A 24,508-nucleotide genomic window follows, 5' to 3' on the forward strand; every position below is an offset into this window, starting at 1 on the left:
ATTATATTAATCATGATTTATTACGTTTATTTTGAATTATTTGTATATAATTTTATATATTGTCTATATATTATGTAACGTATTTTAAAAAATTTATTCATCCATACGCAAAAGATATTGCTAAATAGCTATGTGTAATATTTTAACTGTATCATATATAAAATCAAGTTATCTGTTTCATACTTTTGACGGATAGACAATTGTTATTCAGACAAAAATATTAGTTTTGTATGATAAAATTTCGTATAATGATAATAAGAGGTGATTATATGCAATGCAAACATATTAAAGTATTTGGTATAGTACAAGGCGTTGGTTTTCGCTATTATACTGAGAAGATAGCAAAAAAATATAATGTTGTAGGTACTGTTCAAAATATATCTGATTATGTAGAGATTTATGCTCAAGGAGATGAATCATCACTAACATCATTTACTAATGCTATCACTGAGGGTGCTTCACCTGCTTCTCAAGTTGAAGATTATGAAATTGAAGAGATAGAAACGAATGAATCATGGGAAAATTTTAGTACAATATAAAGGAAGATGAAGTTTGAGATATAATATTTCGCGAATTTATGGGACCATTATTGCTTTTCCAATAGCTGTTATCGCGTGGATTTCTAGTGTATTTGCATTAGAGTTAAATTTTATTTTTGATTTTCTTATTTCTGCAGTAGCGTTTATAGCATTCTACTTCCCTACTCAGCGTTTAACTTCTAGAAAATATTTAAATGAGATTGGTTTAACACGAAGAGATTATCATTTTGTAAATAGTCAATTAAATAATGCACAAGACAAGATAAGAAGAATTTTAAAAACTTTTGTTAACGTAAGATCAATCAAAGATTTTAGACAAGTAAACGAAATATATAGAATATCTCGAGCAATATACTATGCAGTAAAGCAACAACCCAGAATGTTTTTTAAAGTAGAAAGTTTTTTCTACTCTCATATTGATAATGCATTAAATCTCATTGAATCTTATACGAGATTAGCAAAATCACCAAAAAAATCAGAAGAAGAAAAGCAAAAGTTAGCACAAACTCGCATCACTTTAGATGAAGTTAAACGAACTTTAGTAGCAGATTTAAAGAGAATTAATGAAGAAGATTATAGCCAATTAGATATAGAAATGGAATTAAATAAAATTGAACAAAAAAGACAAAAGTAACTTATATAAAGAAGTGGAGTGAAATTAAATGGTAAGAGAACAAGACTTTTTAAATTCGCACCCATTGGATAAATATATTGATGAACAATCAGCAAATGAATCAGAAATTATTAACAGCACAAAACAATATACTAAAGAAGATGAACAGAAGATTGATGAATTAACTAAACAAATAAAACCAATGGATAATGATAGCTTATTAAATTATGGTACTTCTGCACAATCTGATATGTCTCAATTTTCACATCGTATTCTTAATGAGGTGAAAACCACAGATGTTGGTCCTGTTGGGGAATCTTTAAATGGATTGATGAGCAAACTTAAATCTGTAAACCCAGATGAGTTAAACCCAGAAAATCAATCAAAATTAAAACGTATTTTTAGAAGAACAAAAGCTTCAGTTAATGAAATTTTTTCAAAAATGCAATCTGTAGGATCTCAAATTGATCGCATTTCAATTGAACTAGATAAACATAAAAATAATTTAAATAAAGATATTGGAATGCTAGATGAATTGTATCATTTAAATAAAACGTATTTTGATGAATTAACACTGTATATAGAAGCAGCTAAAAGAAAGCAACAAGTGATACAACAAGAAGATATGCCGAAATTAAATGCTCAAGCTGAATCCACAGGTAATCAAATGGATGTACAAGCTGTATCAGATATGGAACAATTTATAGATAGATTAGATAAACGCATTTATGATTTACAACTATCCAGACAAATTGCTATACAAACTGCGCCACAAATTAGAATGATTCAAAATGTGAATCATGCATTAGCAGAAAAAATTCAAAGTTCAATTTTAACGAGCATTCCTTTATGGAAAAACCAAATGTCTATTGCACTGACATTAATGAGACAACGTAATGCAGTTTCTGCACAGAAAGCAGTAACAGATACTACAAATAATTTGTTACTCAAGAATTCAGAACTTTTAAAGCAAAATGCTGTTGCTACAGCTACTGAAAATGAACGTGGTGTTGTCGATATTGAAACCTTAAAAACAACACAGCAAGATATCATAGACACGATTGAACAGACCCTCCAAATCCAAGAACAGGGTCGAAATAAACGTAAACAAGCAGAAACTGAATTAAACCAATTAGAAACAGAAATGAAAAATCAATTATTAGGTATGAAACAGCAAAAATAAAATGGATACAGAAATACTCTATAAGATATTAAGCCCGCAAATGAATGTTTTTAATGATTCATTTACGGGTCTTTTTTTTCATTGTATATTTTGTCTTGGTTGTTATATCATGAGCTTGTTACTGTCCATCAGTTAAGTACTCCTTTCACCTAGAACAAGTAATCTTAATATACAAAAACGTCAATTTCTATTGAAATTGACGTTTCTTCGTTAATGAGGGATGTTTATACCCTACGAGTTATTTGATTTTATTATTCTTTTTCATAAACGATAGTTTTCTGTTTCTTAAATAACGGTGCTACAATATAACCAATAATTGTAGTGATCACTGCTATTGGGAACCATTCTAATGAATAATCTTTCAGTGGTAAGTTATCAATAAGACTTAACTTGAACCAACCTTGTGTGTGAATCACACTAAGGATTGAAATAATAGAAACTACTGCTACAGGAATTTGCTGTGCAATTGGTTTTGTTGGAATAAAACGTGCTAGTAATATTAAAAGTACCGAAGTAATCGCTACTGGATATACAATACTTAAAACAGGAACTGACATTGTAATCACTGAGTTTAATCCTTGATTTGCTAAAATAAAACTCACTAACGTGAAGATGATAACGTAAGTTTTATATGAAATTCTTGGGAATATTCTATTAAAATACTCTGAAACAGATACGATCAATCCACAAGCAGTTGTTAAACAAGCAAGAGCTACGATGATACCTAACAAGTACTTTCCAAAAGCACCAAATCCAGCGCTTGCCATTGTCGTTAGTAAATATGTACCAATATTTTGATCGTTAGCAATTAAACTGGCAACTTTCTCTTGCGGGACAGCCATATGGTTACCAATAAATCCTAAGGAAATATAAATAAACATAAGTGCCACTGCAGCAATAATTCCAGCTAATAGTGTTTGTCTGAAAATTTTGTTGGCGTGCGTGATGCCAGTTGCTTTTACCGCGTTAACCACAATCATTGAAAAAGCAATGGCAGCAATCGCATCCATTGTCAAATAACCATTCGTAAATCCTTGTGAAAAACCTGCAAAATTAGAAGTAAAAGCTTCAGCTGCCTGACTATGTGTATTACCACCATAATCAACAAACCCTTTGATAATCATCGCTAAAATAGTAATTAATAATAATGGTGTTAACAATGACCCAATGCGATCTACCATTTTATTTGGATTAATACATAAATATAAAACTACTAAAAAGTAAATGATTGTAAATATAAACAATGCTAAGCTACTATTTGTATGGGCAATTGGCGTAATTGTCATTTCAAATGACGTAGATGCAGTACGTGGTATTGCAAAAAGAGGTCCAATTGTTAAATATATGACAATTAAGAATATCACAGAAAATTTTGGTGAAATTTTATTTAAAGAACCAATATAACCTTGTTTATCTAAAGCACCAACGATTACCCCTAATAAGGGCAATCCTATACCAGTTAAAGCAAATGCTAATATGGAAGGCCAAAAGAATTGGCCGCTATCTAAACCTAAATTTGGTGGAAATATAAGATTGCCGGCTCCGAAAAACATAGCAAACAGCGTGAATCCTATAATCCATGTATTTTTATTCATAAATCGTTCTCCTTCTTGCCTATAAAATAATATTTACTATTCTATCACGATTTATAAGAATGCGTCTATATAAATTTCTGAATATTTCAATTTATGTGTGATTTTATAAATAAATTACGTACTAAAAAGATTTTAATAATAATTTTTTAAGTAATGGTGCAAGATGGCTTGGCAGATTTTCTACACCTTCTACGAAAATTGCATAGTTGCCATAAATGTTATGAATTGTTTCTTCAATATCTTCTGTAATTGGGTCTTGACTTAAAAATACATTAAAAACTTCAATACCCAATTTACGAGCTGTTTCCACAGCTTCATAAGTATCAAGAATACCATCTTGACTATAATTATAAGCTGATGGCTCACCGTCAGAAAACACAATTAGAAAACGTTGATTATGCGCTCTACGCATTAAGCGTTCGCTGCCAATTCTTATCGCAACACCGTCTCTATTATCATCTTGTGGTTGTAATGCCATGATTCTAGGTCCTTCTCGTTTTATAGTTGATTGATCATAAGCAATAATTTCATCAATGATATTAGGTTGTTTTGTATCATCAGCATCAAAGGCATCTTCATTAAATGCTAGTATCTCATGTTTTACGTTTAAAGATTTTAACGTTTCATGAAATAAAACGACACCTTTAATTGTTTCAGACATTTTATCTTGCATACTTGCTGAAGCATCAACTAATAAAGTAAAGGTTGCATCAAACGATTGACTTAAATCTTGTTTTTTATAAAATAATTTATATTGGTCATCAATAAACCAATTTAATAGATTTTTTTGTAATCGTCCTTTTGTTAGATTTCGACGCTCATCTTGGTATTCTCTATCTATTGTTTTTTTGATAATTTGTATCAAGTCTTTTTTTTCAAATTGGACTTCTTTTTCAACATCATGATATTCATTATGATATTCAGGTATTATTTCAGGTATGTTCCATTTAACGTCTACGTTTGCGTTTATCCCTTTTAATGCAAAAGCAGAATGATTGCCTACTGACCCACCTTCTTCACTTTCTACTTGATTCGTAGATCCTTTACCTTTTTTAGTTTGCATATCTGTCATATCATCGCCGCTGTCGCCTTCTCTAGCAGTGTCATTATCACCAACAACCTCACTATTTTCACCTTCATGTAGTTCCATTTCTAAATATGCTCCACCTTGTGAAGCACTATCTTGATGATTAGATTCTATATCTTCACTAACACTTTCTTCGTCATGATCATTGTTTGAAGATTTATCAGTATTACTTGCATCCGTTCGTTTTATATCTTCAAATTTGAGTTCGTGAATGGCTTCATATACTTTTTTAGGTAAATGATAATATTCATTTAACATATCTTCATTTAAGATATCATCAATTTGGAACATAATCCGTTCAGCTAAGTACATATTATCCTTGGACGAATCATTATAGAAAAAATTAGGCAAATATTGATACATATTTGTCAGAATATCATCAATTTGTGGACCAATTTGGGGTATGTCGTAAAAGTTCTCACTTAAAAACGATGATTCCAAATATAAAAAGAGTAAATCTGTAAACGTCTTTTTGGTTTTATATACATTGATTTGAGTACTATTATAACTTAATCTAATTTCATTGCGCATGTGAATGGCATCTTTAGTAGACGGCCGTTGTTTAACTATTTCGTTTAATACTCTTTTATCTTCTAATAATTTAAAAAGTTGTTGGAAAAATTTTGGATGTTTAAACGTATTATTATGAATAACTTCGTTGACAACTGTTTCATCCATCAATTTGTAGCCATAAGCAGCAAGCATGACATCAGTCTTGAGCCCCGTCGTTTCAATGTCATTTCTTCTATGCGACCAAAAAGCACTCGTTATTAACATATTATTGATTGGATCGTAATATGGGAATTTTTGAATTTTAACTTGTGTTTGTTCATTTTTTAGTAATAATCGAGCCAAATCTTGCAACATCATTACTTGCTTTGCATCTAGCTGTTCGTCATTAAATAATATAAAACGATCGCTCATAAATATCCCTCACTAAAAGTTTAATTCTACTGCATTTAATATGGCTTGCTGTTCACGTTCGTCTTCTAGTTTATCGATAATTGTACGTTTAATGGCGCGCTCTATAGGCATCACGGTAGCCAAATCACTTAAATCAATTAAAGCACGTATACTCGCTGCTTCTTCAGAAATTTGACCTTGTTTGGTCATTGTTCGTAAATCTTCATTAAAATTAATGATTTTTTGTATTGTTTTATCATCTGATAATTGGCTTTGATTTTTAATTACATCACTTAAAATATCGCCATCAATATAATCTACTTGAATAACGACAAACCGGTTTTTAAGTGCTTCGTTCATTGGCAATGTACCAATATATCCTTCGTTTATTGCAGCGATTACATTAAATCCAGGGGCAGCATTGATAATTTCACCAGTGAACGGATTTGTTAATTTTCTACGGTAATCTAATACGCCATTTAAAATGGGTAAAGTTTCTGGTTTTGCCATGTTGATTTCGTCGATATAAAGTATATGGCCTTCTTTCATTGCTTTGATAACTGGTCCATCAATAAATACAATCTCTTGTGTGCCATTTTCATTTGTCTGTATCGTTTTAAAACCTAATAAACTTTCAGCGTCTAAATCTACTGAACAATTGACCTGGTGCATTGGACGATCTATTGTTTCGCTCAAAGTCTCAGCTAGCTTTGTTTTTCCAGAGCCCGTTGGTCCTTTTAATAAAATATTTTTATTCAATGCCATCATTGATGTTGCATCATCAAACACAGTTTCATCTTTGTTAATATATTGCGAATTCGTCATTGTTCCTTGCTCCTTTAAAAATAAAATAATTTATAAAATTCATATCATTAAAAATAGACCGGGGCTTGGATAATGTTTGAAATTATATAGCCCTAGTCTTATTAATTTAAGTTATATTTAATATTACACGTTTTCTATTTCACATGTTTCATATTGTAAATTATACCTCTTTAAAATAGGTTTTAAAGTAGCCACCGACAAGTCCAGAGTTGTCGATGATTTGATAATATTCTTCAGTTTCATTTATTACATCATATTGTTGTCCTACAGTTAACATGTCAGACACTGTGAATTTTTGTGCATCTGTATGTGTAACTTCTACTTTTTTAATGGGTGTATGATCTTTCCAAGTTTCATGTAGCATAGCTAAAAATCCTCTCTTTTTTATTATGATGTTTCTAAGGTTAAAATGAATGTAATACCACTTTTTTCAGTGATTCTTAGTGATCTTTCGCCTTCTTGATCTAATGTTTGATAAGGGATTCCAATGGATTCAAGTTCTTCAATAGTCTTTTGGAATCGTGATTTAGATTCTATTCCAAATTCAATTTGTTCTAATATACCATGTTCCGGCATTAAAATTTCTTCGTCTGATGCGTGAACATGCAGCTCGCCTCCTAAACCACCATCACCAATACGAAAAACTTGTATTTTAAAATTAGCATGGTCGTTAGGAGTATATTCTGCAAAATGTTCTAGGCCAAACACCCTAGTTAAAATAGATTGTGTAAGTACTATATCGTTAACTTTTAAGATAACAGGACCTAGGCCTTGAATTTGATGCAGCGGGTTTACATTACTTTCGAAGGTTGGTATACCGAGTGGTGTACCAGAATTATGTTCATTGGAATAAATATTAAATGTCTGCCCATTTTGATCTTGGAAATTGAAATATTTATGACCGTTTAAATCAGTAGGCGCACCGAAAGCAATTTGATGCTGTTCTAAAATTGATTGATATTCTTCAAGACCTTCATCACTTGGAACTCTTAAACCGATATTTTCAATATGGTTGTTATTGTTAATATAGTTTGGTACTTCTACAAAATGTATACGTGTACCTGAATTTAATTCAGCATCACCAAAACGTAAAGCTTGTCCTTTATCTGCCACATTTAATCCAAGTATGCTGGAGAATAACTCTTTGGTTTTACTTAAATCATTTGTCCCTGTAGTTACACTTCTAAGACCATTCATTATATTAACCCCTCTATTCATATTCTTTCAATACATTATAACTTATTTTACATGTTATTTGTATGATGAAGTATCTGATTGTGATTGTATTTACAAAATTGTAAATTTTAAACATTGGAGGATTAGCAGAAATGTATTAATATAGGTATATAATAGGAATAATTATTTTATATGTATGAAAAAATTTATTTTAGTTATTTAAGGAGGTTATATATATGTTTGGTACATGGATTTTATTTGGTGTAACAGTACTGATTGCAGTTTATTCAGGTATTACTTTCTTTTCCAATATAAATAATAAAGCAAAACAGCAAAAAGCAAGCAAAGAAAGTATCAAGAAAAATAATATTTATGGCATTGTTTTTCTAGTGTTTTTAATTTTAGCGATTATTGAGCTTTTTGTATTTATTGCTTAAAATAACGCGCTTTAAATTAGCCAAAGATTTTAATATTATTGGTGAAATAATATAAATGTCAATTTCTATTGAAAAATTATAGAAATTGACATTTTGTTAATTTTAATGCAGATAAAATAAAGTCAACTTCCCGTTTAAAGTTGTTTATGCAAAAATGAGATGTTTTTGCTTCTATGTTTAGTCTATTTTTTGATAAATCATTTGCACTACACCACTTTTATAAACATGTGTATTACACAATGAGATGTTGACCCGATTTTGATTGTGTTCAAAAAGAGGTTTTCCAGATCCTAAAATGACTGGGTGGATTGAAAGTCTATATTCGTCAATAAGGTTAAGATTTATAAAAGTTGTGATAATAGTTGAGCCGCCATAGAGCCATATGTCTTTGTTGCTATGTTTTTTGATTTTCAAAACCTTGCTACTGATATTATCACCGTTAATAAACTTTGTATGCGCTTTATCACTATAATTTTGGCTAGTAAACACAAATTTCTGCTTGCTATGAATTTGGTCCCACATCATTTTATCCCCAAATTGATCATCCTTTAAATTTGGCATAAATTCTCCCCATAAATCATAACTTTTCCTACCATATATAATAGTATCAATTTGTTCTAGAAAATGATTAAAGTTCATTTCTTCGTCCATGATGCACCAATCAACTTCTCCATTCGGCCCTTCTATATATCCATCCAATGTAATCGCTAAATCTAAAATAATTTTATTTGTGGTCATCATGATTACTCCTTATTTTGGTTATTTTCATTATAGTTTATAAAATTACTATTTACAATAAAGCTAAGAATAATAAAAATGGACAGAAATCGATATAAAAAGGATTTCTGTCCAGTTCATTAATTAACTTGAATGAGTTTACTTTTAATCGCTATGATTATGTTCCACAATAAATTAAAATACCAAAATTTCATTTGTTTGCTAAATACTGGTAAAATGAATTGTCTCATTTGTTTGTGAAGATTTTTGTATTGCATCTATGATTGCTATTGATGGTAGTGCATCTTTAACGTGTATATAGTTTTTAGTGTGATTATAAATGGAATCGTAGAATTGATTTATGAGTGTCCCATGACTTGGTCCATAATATGATTTTGTACCTGGCAATTTTTTATCTTCAATAATATGAATTTTGTATCCTTCTTTATTAACACGTGTAAGTATATTATCTTTAATTGTGAATTTTTCATTTTCAAAAATGACTTGAAGTTCGATACTTGAATTGCCAAAATTAGCGTTAGTGGCAAAAAACATTCCATTCGCCCCATTTTTAAATTTAATATGTGCAGAAGCGGTATCTTCGACTTCAATTTGATAATCTAACAATTGTGATACATTGCCTTTAATTGTATCAACAGGGCCGCAAAGTAATTGCATTAAATCCAAGGTGTGTATGGCTTGGTTGATTAATACACCACCTCCAGCAGTATCTAATTTTCCACGCCATGGTTTATCAGTATAATATGATTCGGGTCTGAACCAAGTAACGATACCTTTTATACCAATGATTTCACCAAACTTTTTGCTTTGTACTATCTGTTTTAAAGTTTGAAATGTTTCATTAAATCTATTTTGAAAGCAAACACATATTTTAGTATCTGGATATTTTTGCTCTAATTGTATTAATTTTAATCCTTCTTTAGCATTAATTGATAGAGGTTTTTCTTGCAAAACATGTATACCTCTTTCTACACAGGCAGTTGTCGCAGATACATGTAAATGATGAGGCAAACAAATATGTACACAATCTAGATCCACTTCTTTTAACATATTTTCAAAATTTGTAAAAAATTGAGCATTGGGTACTTTAGTTTGCATGGCGTTATCTATATCACATGCAGCTACTAATGCTACATTGGAATTTGCCTCTATCGTATTGAGATGTATTGCTGAAATATCACCTAGTCCTATAATTCCAATTTTCAACATATTACCAGCTCCGATTTTAAACATTTTTAATGTGCTTCGTTTTGAATTTGTTGCTTTAATGCATCTTTAAATTCTGAGGGATTTACTGGAACTGTTACTTCTTTACCTGTCCAACTAGATAAATAGATTGCATTTACTAAATTCACGCCATTTATGCCGTCATTTCCAGGCGCAATTAAAGGTGTCCCGTCAATGATATTAGCGGCAAAATTTTCTAATACATTTATATGTTGCTCACCCCACACACTTTCAAATTCAAATGTTTGCTGATCATAAATATTTTCTAATCCGTTGCCTTTAAAGATTTTAGCTGCTTCTTCCCAAGACATATTTCGATTCATTTGTGTTTCTGATTCTTTTAAACGTGTCAATGTGATTGTCTTACTATCTTCAACTAATATTTTGCCATTATCACCTGTGATTTCTAAACGATCAGTACCGATAATATCGTGGGTACATGTAATGAATACACCTGTCGCACCATTGCCATAATCTAGAATGGTTGTTACATCATCATCAACCGCTAAATCACGCTGATAGCCATATTTAATATTTGAAAACACAGATTTTGGCATCCCACATAGCCATTGTAATAGATCTATTTGGTGTGGCGCTTGGTTTACTAAAACACCGCCGCCTTCTTCTGACCATGTAGCTCTCCATGAACTTTGATCATAGTATGCTTGAGGACGCCACCAAGTCGTGATGATCCAATTCGTACGACGAATATTTCCAATTACACCGTCATCAATAAGAGATTTTACTTTTTGATAAAGTGGATTTGTGCGTTGATTAAAGAATATCGCAAATGTTAAATGTGGTTTGGATGCTGCTAATTCACTTATTTCTTTCACTTTTTCAGCATAAATATCAGCCGGCTTTTCAAGTAAAGCGTGAATATCCCGTTTTAAGGCTTCTTTACCTATATCAGTATGCAGATAATGAGGAACGGTTGTAACAATTGCATCAACATCCCCACTTTCTAGCATAGCGATATAGTCATTATAAAATGGTACATTAGGATAATGATTTTTTACTTCATCTTTCTTTTCAGTATTGATGTCGCAAATCGCTCCAATTTCAATTTGTGGAATTTTACCAGCTTTAATAAATTCAGCATACGTACTACCTTGAGCGCCCAAACCAATAATGCCTAAACGAATTTTTTTCATTGTGTATTCTCCTTATTGTTTATATTCGATAATATTTTCAAAAGTGCTTCATATTGCATTTTATATCCTTCTGCACCATCTTTTGCAGCAGAATTTTGAATTGTTTCAGTTGAATGTTCTAATTCTAAGTCTTTAATAGCATCAAAAACGACAAGATGCGGTTCAAGTGTTAAGAATCCTTGATAACCTGATTCAAAAAATTGTACTAAGATACTTTCAATCTGACCATCACCTGTACCACATAGCACATTAACATTATCTTTGTATACTGCATCTTTAATATGGATATACGCTATGTCATCTGAAAGTAAGTCGTAACAGTCCTGTGTATCTTCTCCACATTGGACAAAGTTCGCAAAATCAAATATCGCCTTGAAATTTGGAGAGTTTACTTCATCAAGAATAAGTTTACATCGACGAGCAATATCACCAAAAATATCTTTTTCATTTTCATGTAACAGTACAATATTGTATTGCTCAGCTATTTTTGCAAACTCCTTTAATTTTGAAATCACTACATTTTTATAATCATCAAAATTGTCTTTTTTAGGAATATAAAAACTAAATATTCTAATATACTGACAATTGAGCAATTGGCTTATTTCACATAATGATTTGAGCATTACTAATTGTCTTTCAAACGCTACTTCATCATCTATATAAATTTTGCCAATTGGTGAACCTATAGATGATACTCCGATATTCCATTGCTTTAAGCGAGGAATTACATCTTTCTTAATCATTTCTACTGAGTAATCACCAATATTTTTATCATCAATTCCACGTAAGGAAATATAGCTCATGCCTAGCTCATTTACCGTTTTTAACTGTGTTTGAAAATCTGAAGCGATTTCATCAGAAAATCCAGAGATCTCAATATTTTTAAACATCGTATCTACATCCTTATCATTTTGATAGCGCTTACTTAATTAAATGTAAATAAGCACAGAATATTTATTTTAGAGTAAACATTAAAACCAAGATTTATAACCCAGATCATATAAGTGGTCCCGGCTAATTGTTAAACAATTATATGGATCTTCGCCGTATAGCTCGTCTTGTTCAACGAAGAAATATTCACTGCCACTTTCACGTCCAATTTCAATAATATCCTTAAGCGGTAAAGTGCCTTTTCCTAATTCAGCAAATTGAGTAATCATATGTAACATATAATATAATTTTTCATGTCCTTCGCCAGGATATTGTGACATATCTATTTCACCTACTCGATAGTCTTTTAAATGTATAGCACGAATACGATTTGCATATTTTGGAATGACATCTATTGGATTAAGTCCTGCTCTCCAAATCCAATGGATATCTAGTTCGAAACCTAAATAATTTGTATGATCTCTCATTAAATCAAGCATAAATTGTCCATTGTATTGAACAAATTCTAAATTATGGGCATGATAGTATAAATCAATGCCTTCTTCTTTAAGTCTTTTGGCATAAGTTTCACAAATTTCAGCAAATTGTAAGGTGCTTTCTTTGGACCCCATATAGTTAATTGGTAACATCCCTATTCTCAAAATAGAACAGTTCACAGCTTTACAATCAGCTACAATTTTTTCGAAATCATCTTCCAAAGTATCTCCGGGATATTTTTGTTTAGCAGATATATGCTCTACACCACAGGACATTGCTGCAATATTCATTCCAAAATCATTAATCGCTTGTTGCATTGCTTCAATATTTTGTTGGTTCATGTCGATTTGAGAAATCTCGACAGCATTATAACCTAAATCACTGACTTTCTTCAGTACGTTATATAATCCTTCTTCTTGTACTTTTTGTTTGAGCATCATCATTTGAACGCCAATTTGAGTTGATGTCATATTCATTCTTCCTTTCAAAAATATTTATATTTTAGTGTTATAATATAATTATAATTTGAGGGAAAAATAACAACATTGTAAATCATGGAAAAAAGTATGTTTTTTGAGCAGGAGGGATATTTTCATGAAAGATAGAGAAACATTTACCCAACAATTTGATACAATTTCATTACCCTTTGATGGTCAATACGCCGCATGGCATAAAATAAGTGACGGTCATTTTGGAAATGAATTACATTATCATGATCATTATGAAATATTTTTTTCATTATCTGGAAATTTGCTTTATACCATAGAAGGACAATCTTTTAATTTAGAGGTTGGCTCAATGCTCATTATTCCACCATACGAATTCCATCGTTTGGATGAACAAAAGGATGGTCACGCAGAGCGTATCGGCTTACGATTTGATGCCGAAATAATAAATGAACTTTCTGTAGAAAATTGTGATCTAAGCGTGTGTTTTGATAAATATTCATCTAAATTTAAATATCTATTGCAGTTATCGGAATATCAAAAAAGAGAATTATATTATTTGTTACAAGGTTTAATTAATGAACAAGATAATCAAGCTTTTGGTAAAGATTTAGCTGCTAAATCTTTACTGACACAGTTTTTAATCATACTTAATAGAGTAGCAATAGAAAATGAAGGTATCGTTGATTATAGTGATGACCCATCTAGTCACTTAGTTAGACAGGTATTAGACTATATGGAATTACATTACAGTCAGGAAATATCATTAGAGCAACTTGAAAATAAATTTTTTGTAAGTCGACATAAAATCACGCAACAATTTACAAAACTAGTTGGCTATCCACCATATCGTTATTTATTAAATCTGCGTTTGCAAAATGCTCAAAGGTTATTAAAAAATGGAGAAAATCCACAACAAGTAGCAACTCATTGTGGTTTTAGTGATTATTCGAATTTTTACAGAAGATTTAAAACCTCATATGGTTGTAGTCCGCGCGAATTTTCACAACAATATGATAATCATTAAATAACAATCATTTCATAACTAGTGTATTAAAATATTTATAGCAACATAAACTAATAGACCAGCCATGACAAAATTAAATATACGTTCATGTGTTGATATAAATGATTTAAATAAAGAACCTAAAACGCCCCAACTCAAAGTACCTAAAAAACCGATAATAGCCAGTAAGATAATAAAGGGTAATTGTTTTTGCCAATCCGTAGAAAAAGGTGTGATAAAAGTAGAAATTACTGTTAAAGCATAAATAATTCCTTTAGGATTAATTAATTGTAACATTACACCAGATTTTAAACCACTGAGCTTGTGACTAAAAGTTTGCTTTGTCCCATAAATAGAACTCATAGAAATCTTTAAAGCTAAATAAAGTAAATATATAAATGCAAATATTTTCATCAAAAATTCAATTTTAGGAAAAGCGGCATGCAAAGTTGTATTAAATATACTGGATATTAGTAACAACAAAAGAAAACCAAATCCAACACCAATTGAAAATCGTAAGCTGCTTTTAAAATTTAAATTTTGAGAAAAAAACAAAGCCATTATATTATTAGGACCGGGTGTAAAGCTTGCAACAACAGCATATATAAGCATAGATATTATTAACATTTTAATCTCCCCCACGTATCAAAACATTATAACGTCCAAATTTACGTTATAATGTTTGGTCTTTAAAGTATATGGTTTATACGTTATATTGTAAATAGAGGTGCTTAAATTGATGAGAGAAATTAACGACATTATAGCTGAAAATTTAAAATTATATAGAAAACAAAGTGGTTATTCATTGGAACAATTATCTGATGTCACAGGTGTAAGTAAAACAATGTTGGGACAAATAGAACGTAAGATATCCATTCCATCTATCACAACATTATGGAAGATAGCAAATGGTTTAAAAGTATCATTCACAGAATTAACACAAGAAAATAGCAATATTATACAGAAAATTAGTTTGAATGAAATACAACCCTTAATTTCAGAAGATAATAAATATAAAGCATATCCTCTATTCAAGTTTGATATTGAAAAGAAGTTTGAAAGCTATATGGTTGTTATTGGAGTTGAAGGGCAAATGGACGGGTCGCCCCATGGATCAAATACAATGGAATATATCACAGTCTATGAAGGTACCTTAACACTTATATTAGATGGAGAAACCTTTATTATTCATAAAAATGAAGCTATTAAATTTAATGGAAATATATTTCACCAATATTTAAACCAACATGATGAACCTGTGTACTTACATATGACTATTCATTATTAATATGTAATAATATCAATAGATTGAAAAGGATATTTTTACAGCTTTTCATGTTTGATGATATGGATATGCTTAATTTGATAAATTCAGGGAGGACAATATTATGGTCAATCCTCAAATGAAAGATTTAAAACCACTTGAAATAATATTATTAATAATAGCTATAATGTTATTTGTTTTTCATATTTTCATAAGTTTTAATATCATTCATGTATCTGTTCTACTATCTATCTTAAGCCTAACTCTATCTATTTTCATTTTAAGTTATGTATTTTTTAAGCAAAATTTTAAAGTTACAGGATACATCTGCTTAGCTTGTGCTTTATTATTAGTAATAATATCTTTCATATAATACAAAAGCACTTAAATCATTTAGGTGCTTTTTATTTTATATTCAAATAATCACAATGACTTTCAACAGTAAAATAATACTAGAGCGTGCATTTGAATGTTATCAAAAATGAAATAAGCACATAAAAATACAACGACGATAAACGCCGTTGTATTAAGGTTAGTAAACTATTTTGTGTTGTGGATTAAGATTCTAAAAGTAAATCTTCTGGATTTAGATAGAATATATATTCTAATGTTATACATGGTAAAACACTGAACTGAAGCGGTTTTTAAGCAACCGCTTCATAAATAAATGCGTATAAATATTCATGATTAATCTCGTCTATGGGGGAAATTTGGGGGTACTCCCCTAATATTTAATCAAAAAGCAAATCTGCGTTTAGATGTGAACACTTCTGTACTTATCTACATCCATACAATATATTTATTAATAATAAAACCACGCTATTTTAATTAATAACGTGGTAAATTTTAACAAGAACAATGAGCTACTTTTTTTTCATATTCTCTTTTCCTAAAATAAAATATGATAGTAATAAACCAACACCAACTATTATTAGGCAAAATATTGTTTTCCACACAAACGTTTCAGGCATTGGAAAAATATAAAACATTGTACACATAACTAATGCCATTATGATGCCGAATCTCAATGAATTTTTAAGTGTCATAAAACCACCTCTTTTTATTGATAACCCCAATTAGTACCTTTAAACACATAATTACCAGCGGCATTTTTTACAGATTTCATATTTATATAAACCCCTTTACTTGTGTCTAAGGATGAACCAGCCATGGCACCAAGGAAACTACCAATGGAACCACCTAAAGGACCCCCTATTAATCCTGATATTGCACCAGCTGCAGCTGCTCCTGACCACGCTATAGCTTTAGTATATGCTGATGATAAATACAGAGTAGCTTTACCGTTACCATGATCTACAAAAGTAGTTTTTCCAGCGCGTAATTGGTCTTCAGCTTTATACTGTTTAATTTCTTCTTTTGTATAAATGTCGTTAATATCATAACCATCTTTCTCTAATTGGTCAAACAAATCTTGGTTTGAAAAGTATTGCATCTTAGAATTTGTGGACTGACTGTCTTGTGACTGATTTTCTACTGCTTTTGCATCTGCATACGGGACAGTTGCATAACCTAATGTCAAAGCACCTGTAGCTAAAGTTGCAAACAATAATTTTTTCATAATTTTCTATCTCCTTTACTTTTACTTTATTCTAAAAATATTATAACAATTTAATATTGTAAGCGTTTTATTATTTCCCAAGTGTGTACTTTTACTTCGTAATTGTTGTATTTAGTTTATATTTTGTAACAAAATAGAACTAGTATGCGTATTGGTAAAGTATTAGTGTTACAGTTTAAAGATATTACAAAAACGGGTTCGGTCATGCGCAAAATTGGTATTACAGCACGAGCGATAGAAATCTTTGAGGAATTATTCAAGTATAAGCAATTTAACGAATTAGACCCCGTATTTTTAGAACGAGATTTTATATTCACAAATAAAAAAGGAAATCCCCTTTCAACTAATAAGATAAATTATATCTTAAAAGAAGCATTGGAGATTACCAATATCACAAAGCGTGTCACAACACACACAATGCGTCATACTCATGTATCTATCTTTGCACAGCATGCACATCCCCCAATCCCATTAAAAGCTATTCAAGAGCGTGTAGGTCATTCTGATAGCAATATGACATTATGGATATATACACATGTAACTGATAATATGGCACAAAATTTGATTAATGAGCTAGAGGCATATGACAAAGACTTTAAAAATAATATTAATCAAAAAGAAAAATTAAGGTTAGTTCAATAATTAAACTGAAAGTACCTATATTGATTAGGTGCTTTTTTATTTTGATTATGAATAGTGTAGCCTGCTTCTAAAAATAATTAAGCTATGGGGGGAATTGGGGGAAATTCTCAAAAATGAAATAAGCACATAAAAATACAACGACGATAAACGCCGTTGTATTGGGATTAGTAAACTATTTTGTGTTGTGGATTAAGATTCTAATAGTAAATCTTCTGGATTTTCAATTAATTCTTTAATAGTTTTTAAGAAACCTACTGCTTCTTTACCATCGATGATTCTATGATCATAACTTAATGCAATGTACATCATCGGACGGTTTTCAATTGTGTCTGCGTCGATAGCAATCGGACGTGTAATAATAGAATGCATACCTAGAATCGCAGCTTGGCTACCATTAATAATTGGTGTAGACATCATTGAACCAAAGATACCACCATTGGTAATAGTAAATGAACCATTTACCATATCATCTAAACCTAATTTTTTATCACGCGCTTTGATAGCTAAATTAGCTATTTCATCTTCAATTTCGGCAAAGTTTTTCTTATCACAATCTCTTACAAATGGTACGAGTAATCCGTCATCTGTAGATACGGCAACCCCGATGTCATAGTATTGTTTCGTAATCATGTCTTCACCATCAATTTCAGCGTTTACTTCAGGGTACTTTTTCAATGCTGCTACTGATGCTTTTGTAAAGAATGACATGAAACCTAGTTTTGTACCATCATGATCTTTAATGAATTGTTCTTTTTTACGTTTACGTAAGTTCATCACATTTGTCATATCAACTTCATTAAATGTTGTTAGCATTGCTGTATTATTAGATACTTCTAATAACTTTTTGGAAGCTGTTTTCTTACGGCGAGACATTTTTTCTCTGATAACTGGTTTTGTTGGGTTTTGTGGAGCTGCTTGTTTTTTAGGTTCTTCTTTTGATGACGATTGTGCAGCTTGTTCATTCTTATTATTTTGTGATTGATCAACATGTTCTTTTCTAACAACATCTTTTGATTGCGTTGCTACTTCGGATAAGTCAATGCCTTTTTCACGTGCATATTTACGTGCAGATGGTGTCGCATTAACACGTTGTCCTTTATTTTGTGAATCGTCAGCAGTGCTTTCATTATCATTTTGAGCTTCTGATTTTGGTTGCTCTGATTTTTCGTTACTATCAGCTGCTTGTGATTCAGAATTATCTTGTTTAGGTGCTTCTGAATTATTATTGCCACTTCCTTCGCCTACAACAGCGATAGATTGGCCAACTTCTACCGTATCACCTTCATTTGCAAGTAATTCTTGTAATACACCAGCTTCTTCAGAAACTACTTCGACGTTTACTTTATCTGTTTCTAATTCAAGGATAGCTTCACCTTTATCTACACTATCACCGACTTGTTTTAACCATTCTGCAATGGTACCTTCTGTAATGGATTCTGCTAATTCTGGAACTTTTACCTCTGGCATGCTTAACTTCCCCCTAGTTAAATTTTGTGCTTTGTTCGATTATCATATTTTGAACAAGTTTGTGTATTTCTCCATCACCTTCAGCAGGAGCTGAACGTTGAATACGGCCATGATAGCTTAAATCGTATTTATCTGTAGTTAATTCTTTCAGATATGGATAAACAAATGACCAAGCGCCTTGGTTCTTAGGTTCTTCTTGTACCCAAGCTACATTTTCTAAATGAGGTAATTCATTTAGTAATGTTTCAATTTCTTCAGCTGGGAATGGATATAATCTTTCCACGGCAACTAGTAAAATTGAATTATTTGGATTTTTTGCTAAATATTCTTTTAAATCAATAAACATTTTACCTGAAGCTAGAATTACTTTTTTAACAGCTTCTTTATCATGTTCTTCTGGTAAAATTGGTTCGAATTTTCCAGATGTAAATTTATCAATTGGGTCAGCAACTGTTTTATTACGTAAGAGACTCTTAGGAGACATTACTACTAGCGGTCTCATTGATTGTGTACCTAAGCTAGCAGCTTGAGCTCTCAGTAAATGGAAGTAGTTACTTGAGCTTGATAAGTTTACTACTGTACTGTTATTTTCCCCAGCTAATTGTAAGAATCTTTCTAAACGTGCAGATGAATGTTCAGGCCCTTGACCTTCAAATGAATGAGGTAAGAATAGTGTTAAACCTGAACGTTCGCCCCATTTAGCTCTAGCACTAAATAAGAAGTTATCGAATATCATTTGAGCCATATTAGAAAAGTCTCCATATTGGGCTTCCCAAATTGTCATACAATCTTTATTTTGCACATTATAACCATATTCAAAGCCAACAACCGCTGCTTCTGATAGTGGCGAGTTACGCACTTCAAAAGTTGCTTTTTGTCCTGGAACATTGTGAAGTGGGATATATTCTTCACCTGAATCAGGGTCATGGAGTACGGCGTGACGGTGACTGAATGTACCACGTTCACTATCTTGTCCAGTTAAGCGAATAGGCGTACCTTTTTGAGTGATTGTTGCGAATGCTAATTGTTCTGCTTGAGCCCAATCAACTAATCCATCTTCGCTCTCAAAAGGCTCTCTTCTTTTCTCTAAGACTTTATTCAATTTTTTAAGAACATTAAAGTTAGATGGATATGATAGCATTGCATCATTAATTTCTTTAAGTTGTTCATAACTTACATCCACATCGACACTTTGGAGTGGTTCTGCAAGACTATCTGGTTTTTGCATATCTGGATTATCCATCTTGTCGTTTTTATCTATTTCATCATGAGCGGCACGGAGTTCTTTTTGAACTTCATCAAAGATTTGATTCATTTGATCTTCAGAAATAATATTATCTTGAACTAATTGATGACCATAAAGTACATCAACAGGGTCATGTTTTCGAATATTGTGGTATGGTAACGGATTGGTAATGGATGGTTCATCCATCTCATTGTGCCCATATCTACGATAACCAACCAAATCAATGACAACATCTTTATGGAATTCTTTTCTAAACGCCATAGCAATTTCAATTGCTTCAATAGTTGCTTCAACATTATCTGCATTAACATGCATGATAGGTACATCGTAGCCTTTTGCAACATCAGATGAATACGTTGTAGAACGACCATCTTCTGGCTCAGTTGTAAAGCCAATTCTATTATTAGTGATAATATGGAGTGTACCACCTGTTGAATAGCCGTCTAAATTTTCTAAATTCATAGCTTCGAAGTTAATACCTTGTCCTGGGTAAGCAGCATCACCATGAATCAATATTGGCATAGATTTATGGAAATCAGTATGAACTTTTCCCGGTTTGTCGGTATCATCTTGATTTGCACGTGTTTTACCTAATACAACCGGCGCAACGATTTCAAGATGACTTGGATTATTCGCAAGAGATATGCGCTGCTCACTGCCATAAGAATTTGTAGTTTTTACACCACCGAGATGGTATTTTACATCTCCTGACCAACCTGAAGTTAATTCTAAACTACCATCTTTTGGTAGGAATTTCATTGGATCAGTGTGCATGAATTCAGAAATCATCATTTGATATGGTTTTTCTAACACATGTGTAAGTACATTTAATCTACCACGGTGGGCCATACCTATTTGTATATTTTGAATGCCTTCGTCACTAGCAAGTCTTAATGTTTGTTGTAACATTGGCACTAGTGTGTCTACACCTTCTATTGAGAAACGTTTTGCGCCCACAAAATTTTTGTGTAAATATTTTTCGAAGCCTTCTACATGTGCTAAGTTTTTAAATAATTCAATCTTTTGATTATCGTTTAATGTTGCTTTGTATGGTGTTTCTATTCTACGTTTTAACCATACACGTTCCCTATTGTTATTGATATGTGTATATTCAAATGCAATAGGTCCTTTATAACGTTTTTCCATACGAACAATAGCTTCATAAGCATTATCGTAAATATCTTTAAAGTGTTCAGATACAATACCTGCTGAAATTGACTCTAGTGTTTCTTTATCCAAATTAAAATCTTCAATATTTAATTTTGGAACATTTTCTCTTTCAGGTTTGTTAACTGGATAAATATCTGCCAATAAATGCCCATATTGACGTATGTTATCTATGAGACGCATAACACGTTTAATCGTGCTATCAGCTTTAGTCGCATTTTGTTGACCATCAGCTGTATTTGTTGCGATGTTTGCTTCACCGTTTTTGATTGTACTAAATAGGACTTGTAAATCTTCAGGGACTGAAGCTGGATCATTCAAATATAAATCATATAGATCTAAAATGTATCCAAGATTTGCCCCGAAATTTACAGGTGCCTGGGTAACCTGACTTTCGTTGCTCATATTACACCCTCCACAAAATAGTTAAAACGCTTACAAATCAATAATAGCATTAAATAAAAGCAAATTAAAGTATCAATAACTAGTTATATGAAAAAAGCAGAACCTGTTTTTATTTGGCTCTGCTAATTGTATTTTCATTTTATAGCGTAACATATTTTCACTTGAATGAGTAACCTGTTAATAATCAAAATGTGATTTTAAATGTCGTGTATTTTCCTACTTCACTTTCTACATGAATTGTCCCATGATTTAATTCAATGATTTTTTTAGCTATCGACAAACCTAAACCATTGCCGCCTAACTTTCTGGAACGGGATTTATCAACTCTATAGAATCTGTCAAAAATAAAATCTATATCCTCTTTTGGAATACCTACACCATGGTCAGTGATTTCAATTGATATTTGTTTGTTCCTTAGATTTGTTTGAATTTGAATATATTTATTAACTTGATCATATTTCATGGCGTTATCAATAAAGATAATTAGGACTTGTTCAAATTGATAACGGTCTATTTTTATATTAAGCGGTTTTTGATAAGGTACAAATTCAAAAACATAATCTTGATGAAGTTGTTTTAGTGATTTAATTCTGGATGTAATCTCTTGATTAATTTCTACACTTTCGGTTTCATTTTCTTTACTGTTGTTGTTATCTTTTGTTAACAATAATAATTCTTCAACTAATTTTGTAATTCTAGTCATTTCTTCTAAGGATATGTCGAGTGACTCTTCAAGAATTGCTGCATCTTTTTTGCCCCACCGCTGTATCAAATTTAAGTGACCCTGAATAATTTGTAATGGAGTTCGTAGCTCATGTGAAGCATCTTCAACAAATTGACGCTGTTGGTTAAACGATTCTTCTAATTGGAACATCATTTCATTAAAAGTAACAATTAAATTATCTGTTTCTTCATAATTAGTAACTAAGTCCACTTTTTCTTGGAAACCATCACGACGAATTTGTTGCATTTTATTAGACATTAAGATTAATGGTTTTGTAATTTGTGCAGAGAAGAAATAACTTACCATTGCAGTTATAAAAGTAGCAATCACTCCAAATATGAGTGCAATAAAATACAATGAATTGACGAGTGCATTATAATTCTCTAAAGAATGAATGATTACGCTATATCCTTTAAAATGGTGCGTATTAATCCGGTTTGTAATAATTAAATAATCGTTGTTATGGTATTTTTTTATTAAAGCCGTATCAATTTCTTTAGGTTTGAAATTAGGTGAATAAACGATATCGTTGTCATTTGAAGTCTCTATTTGTTTTTCACCATTTTTATTATAAAGAATCACTTTTTGAAAATTACCTAACGAAGCATTTAAGTCTAATGGTGTAATATCATTCAATTGTTTAGATTCGAAAAGTTGAATGATATCCGATGAACTTCTTTCGGCTTCGCTTAGTTCGTTGTGACGTAATGCGTTACTTAGAAAGAATATGATAATTAAACTAAATATAAATATGGTTGAAAACGTAATCGTTGTTGTGATAATCATCCACTTGGTTTTTAATTTACGCTGTTTCATTTTCTAACCACATATCCCACGCCACGTACAGTTTCTATGATTTTATCTTTATTATATGGTTTAAGCTTATTTCTTAAATAGCGGATGTATACATCAACAACGTTAGTTTCAACTTCTGAATCATAACCCCACACATCTGCGATAATTTGTTCTCGCTGTAATACATGATTACGATTTTCAGCTAATAATGTCAATAAATCATATTCTGTTTTCGTCAAATCCAAAGTATTACCATCTACAGTTACTTTAAAGCCATCTCTATCGATAATAATGCCTTGCATGTCGATGATGTTCTTTTGTGGCTGTCTACGTAACATTGCTCTTATTCTTGCTAATAATTCTTCAATATCAAATGGTTTTACTATATAATCATCTGCCCCATAATCTAATCCAGCTACTTTATCGTAAGTGTCACTTTTTGCTGTGATAATAATTATAGGAGTGGATTTATTTTGTCTGACTTGTCTACAAATTTCTAAACCATTAATATTAGGTAGCATCAAATCTAACAAAATCAAATCGTAATCATTTGTTAAAGCTTTTTCCAACCCAGGTTTGCCATCATATTCAATATCTACGGCATAGTTTTCGTGCTCTAATTCTAACTCGATAAAACGTGCAAGATTTTGTTCATCTTCAACAATTAAAATTTTTGTCATTGCTTACACCTCAAAATATATAATATATGAAATAACAGTTTATAGAAAGTAACAGGGTATTAAAAATAAAATAAGATATTGAATATAATTAAATATAACGATGTTGAAATAAAAGATTAGAAAATATTAGAAAATATTAGAAATCTAATTGACAATTATTCTCAGTGTTGTATAATGTAATTGAAAATGATTATCAATACTACATAGACATTCCCCCCCACACATATTTGTTTTAGTAGAAT

General features: G+C 31.2%; 23 protein-coding genes. 7 read left to right on the forward strand and 16 right to left on the reverse strand.

All coding sequences use genetic code 11. From position 1 onward, the window contains the following. Positions 1-269: 269 nt before the first annotated feature. Genes CD150_RS07980 through CD150_RS07990 form a run of 3 tightly spaced genes read left to right on the forward strand, consistent with a single transcriptional unit; the run spans position 270 to position 2,335 of the window. A complete protein-coding gene (locus CD150_RS07980) occupies positions 270-539 on the forward strand; it encodes an acylphosphatase (protein WP_073342133.1) in 270 nt (89 codons plus the stop codon). Positions 540-552: 13 nt separating this feature from the next. Continuing rightward, on the forward strand, positions 553-1,173 hold the full coding sequence (locus tag CD150_RS07985) for a 5-bromo-4-chloroindolyl phosphate hydrolysis family protein (protein ID WP_046208289.1): 621 nt from the start codon (positions 553-555) through the stop codon (positions 1,171-1,173). Between the two features lie 28 nt (positions 1,174-1,201). Beyond that, a complete protein-coding gene (locus CD150_RS07990) occupies positions 1,202-2,335 on the forward strand; it encodes a toxic anion resistance protein (protein ID WP_046208288.1) in 1,134 nt (377 codons plus the stop codon). A gap of 251 nt (positions 2,336-2,586) precedes the next feature. On the opposite strand, the gene brnQ3 is transcribed toward CD150_RS07990, so the two are convergent. The 5 genes from brnQ3 to CD150_RS08015 form a co-directional block, all read right to left on the reverse strand. Further along, entirely contained in the window at positions 2,587-3,930 is a 1,344-nt protein-coding gene (gene brnQ3, locus CD150_RS07995) for a branched-chain amino acid-like transporter carrier protein BrnQ3 (protein ID WP_046208287.1), read from the reverse strand. Positions 3,931-4,051: 121 nt separating this feature from the next. Then, the gene (locus CD150_RS08000; RefSeq protein ID WP_103161477.1) at positions 4,052-5,941 is read right to left on the reverse strand and encodes a vWA domain-containing protein; all 1,890 of its coding nucleotides are present in this window, start codon (positions 5,939-5,941) and stop codon (positions 4,052-4,054) included. A gap of 12 nt (positions 5,942-5,953) precedes the next feature. Then, a complete protein-coding gene (locus CD150_RS08005) occupies positions 5,954-6,745 on the reverse strand; it encodes an ATP-binding protein (RefSeq protein WP_046208285.1) in 792 nt (263 codons plus the stop codon). Between the two features lie 160 nt (positions 6,746-6,905). Then, positions 6,906-7,109 (reverse strand): DUF6501 family protein, encoded by a 204-nt coding sequence (locus CD150_RS08010; protein ID WP_019468793.1) that lies wholly within the window; start codon positions 7,107-7,109, stop codon positions 6,906-6,908. A gap of 23 nt (positions 7,110-7,132) precedes the next feature. Next, positions 7,133-7,942, reverse strand: a complete 810-nt coding sequence (locus CD150_RS08015; RefSeq protein ID WP_073342125.1) for a VOC family protein — start codon at positions 7,940-7,942, stop codon at positions 7,133-7,135. Positions 7,943-8,157: 215 nt separating this feature from the next. Here CD150_RS08015 and CD150_RS08020 point away from each other — a divergent pair, with 215 nt between their 5' ends. Further along, the gene (locus CD150_RS08020; protein WP_046208283.1) at positions 8,158-8,358 is read left to right on the forward strand and encodes a hypothetical protein; all 201 of its coding nucleotides are present in this window, start codon (positions 8,158-8,160) and stop codon (positions 8,356-8,358) included. Between the two features lie 177 nt (positions 8,359-8,535). Here CD150_RS08020 and CD150_RS08025 read toward each other — a convergent pair whose 3' ends face one another. The 5 genes from CD150_RS08025 to CD150_RS08045 all read right to left on the reverse strand — a co-directional run bounded on the left by CD150_RS08025 (position 8,536) and on the right by CD150_RS08045 (position 13,315). Beyond that, positions 8,536-9,099 (reverse strand): dihydrofolate reductase family protein, encoded by a 564-nt coding sequence (locus tag CD150_RS08025; RefSeq protein ID WP_073342123.1) that lies wholly within the window; start codon positions 9,097-9,099, stop codon positions 8,536-8,538. A gap of 198 nt (positions 9,100-9,297) precedes the next feature. Further along, entirely contained in the window at positions 9,298-10,305 is a 1,008-nt protein-coding gene (locus CD150_RS08030; protein ID WP_046208360.1) for a Gfo/Idh/MocA family protein, read from the reverse strand. Between the two features lie 26 nt (positions 10,306-10,331). Continuing rightward, complete coding sequence (locus CD150_RS08035; RefSeq protein ID WP_073342121.1) at positions 10,332-11,477, reverse strand: Gfo/Idh/MocA family protein; 1,146 nt, start codon at positions 11,475-11,477, stop codon at positions 10,332-10,334. Continuing rightward, on the reverse strand, positions 11,474-12,367 hold the full coding sequence (locus tag CD150_RS08040; RefSeq protein ID WP_073342118.1) for a sugar phosphate isomerase/epimerase family protein: 894 nt from the start codon (positions 12,365-12,367) through the stop codon (positions 11,474-11,476). Before CD150_RS08040 ends, CD150_RS08035 begins: the two co-directional genes overlap by 4 nt. Positions 12,368-12,448: 81 nt before the next feature. After that, positions 12,449-13,315, reverse strand: a complete 867-nt coding sequence (locus CD150_RS08045; RefSeq protein ID WP_103161478.1) for a sugar phosphate isomerase/epimerase family protein — start codon at positions 13,313-13,315, stop codon at positions 12,449-12,451. Between the two features lie 124 nt (positions 13,316-13,439). Here CD150_RS08045 and CD150_RS08050 point away from each other — a divergent pair, with 124 nt between their 5' ends. Beyond that, positions 13,440-14,318 (forward strand): AraC family transcriptional regulator, encoded by an 879-nt coding sequence (locus CD150_RS08050; protein ID WP_046208278.1) that lies wholly within the window; start codon positions 13,440-13,442, stop codon positions 14,316-14,318. Positions 14,319-14,336: 18 nt separating this feature from the next. On the opposite strand, the gene CD150_RS08055 is transcribed toward CD150_RS08050, so the two are convergent. Further along, positions 14,337-14,924 (reverse strand): LysE family translocator, encoded by a 588-nt coding sequence (locus tag CD150_RS08055; protein ID WP_073342110.1) that lies wholly within the window; start codon positions 14,922-14,924, stop codon positions 14,337-14,339. 112 nt (positions 14,925-15,036) lie between these two features. Here CD150_RS08055 and CD150_RS08060 point away from each other — a divergent pair, with 112 nt between their 5' ends. Continuing rightward, positions 15,037-15,585, forward strand: coding sequence for a helix-turn-helix domain-containing protein (locus CD150_RS08060; RefSeq protein WP_073342108.1), 549 nt, complete (start codon positions 15,037-15,039; stop codon positions 15,583-15,585). Between the two features lie 1,036 nt (positions 15,586-16,621). Here the strand turns inward: CD150_RS08060 and CD150_RS08075 are convergent. Next, entirely contained in the window at positions 16,622-17,140 is a 519-nt protein-coding gene (locus CD150_RS08075; protein ID WP_103161479.1) for a hypothetical protein, read from the reverse strand. 144 nt (positions 17,141-17,284) lie between these two features. Here CD150_RS08075 and CD150_RS08080 point away from each other — a divergent pair, with 144 nt between their 5' ends. Then, positions 17,285-17,782 (forward strand): tyrosine-type recombinase/integrase, encoded by a 498-nt coding sequence (locus CD150_RS08080; RefSeq protein ID WP_073342102.1) that lies wholly within the window; start codon positions 17,285-17,287, stop codon positions 17,780-17,782. Between the two features lie 189 nt (positions 17,783-17,971). Here the strand turns inward: CD150_RS08080 and sucB are convergent, their stop codons facing one another. The 4 genes from sucB to CD150_RS08100 form a co-directional block, all read right to left on the reverse strand. Next, positions 17,972-19,249 carry a dihydrolipoyllysine-residue succinyltransferase gene (gene sucB, locus CD150_RS08085; protein ID WP_073342100.1) on the reverse strand — a complete coding sequence of 426 codons (1,278 nt, stop codon included), beginning with the start codon at positions 19,247-19,249 and terminating at the stop codon, positions 17,972-17,974. A 13-nt stretch (positions 19,250-19,262) separates the two neighbouring features. Next, complete coding sequence (locus CD150_RS08090) at positions 19,263-22,067, reverse strand: 2-oxoglutarate dehydrogenase E1 component (protein WP_073342098.1); 2,805 nt, start codon at positions 22,065-22,067, stop codon at positions 19,263-19,265. A 184-nt stretch (positions 22,068-22,251) separates the two neighbouring features. After that, positions 22,252-23,607 carry a HAMP domain-containing sensor histidine kinase gene (locus tag CD150_RS08095; protein WP_046208272.1) on the reverse strand — a complete coding sequence of 452 codons (1,356 nt, stop codon included), beginning with the start codon at positions 23,605-23,607 and terminating at the stop codon, positions 22,252-22,254. Beyond that, positions 23,604-24,266, reverse strand: coding sequence for a response regulator transcription factor (locus tag CD150_RS08100; protein WP_073342096.1), 663 nt, complete (start codon positions 24,264-24,266; stop codon positions 23,604-23,606). The genes CD150_RS08095 and CD150_RS08100 overlap by 4 nt, the downstream gene beginning before the upstream one ends. Positions 24,267-24,508: the final 242 nt, after the last annotated feature.

It is taken from the genome of Staphylococcus ureilyticus (assembly GCF_002902235.1).
GTDB lineage: Bacteria > Bacillota > Bacilli > Staphylococcales > Staphylococcaceae > Staphylococcus > Staphylococcus ureilyticus.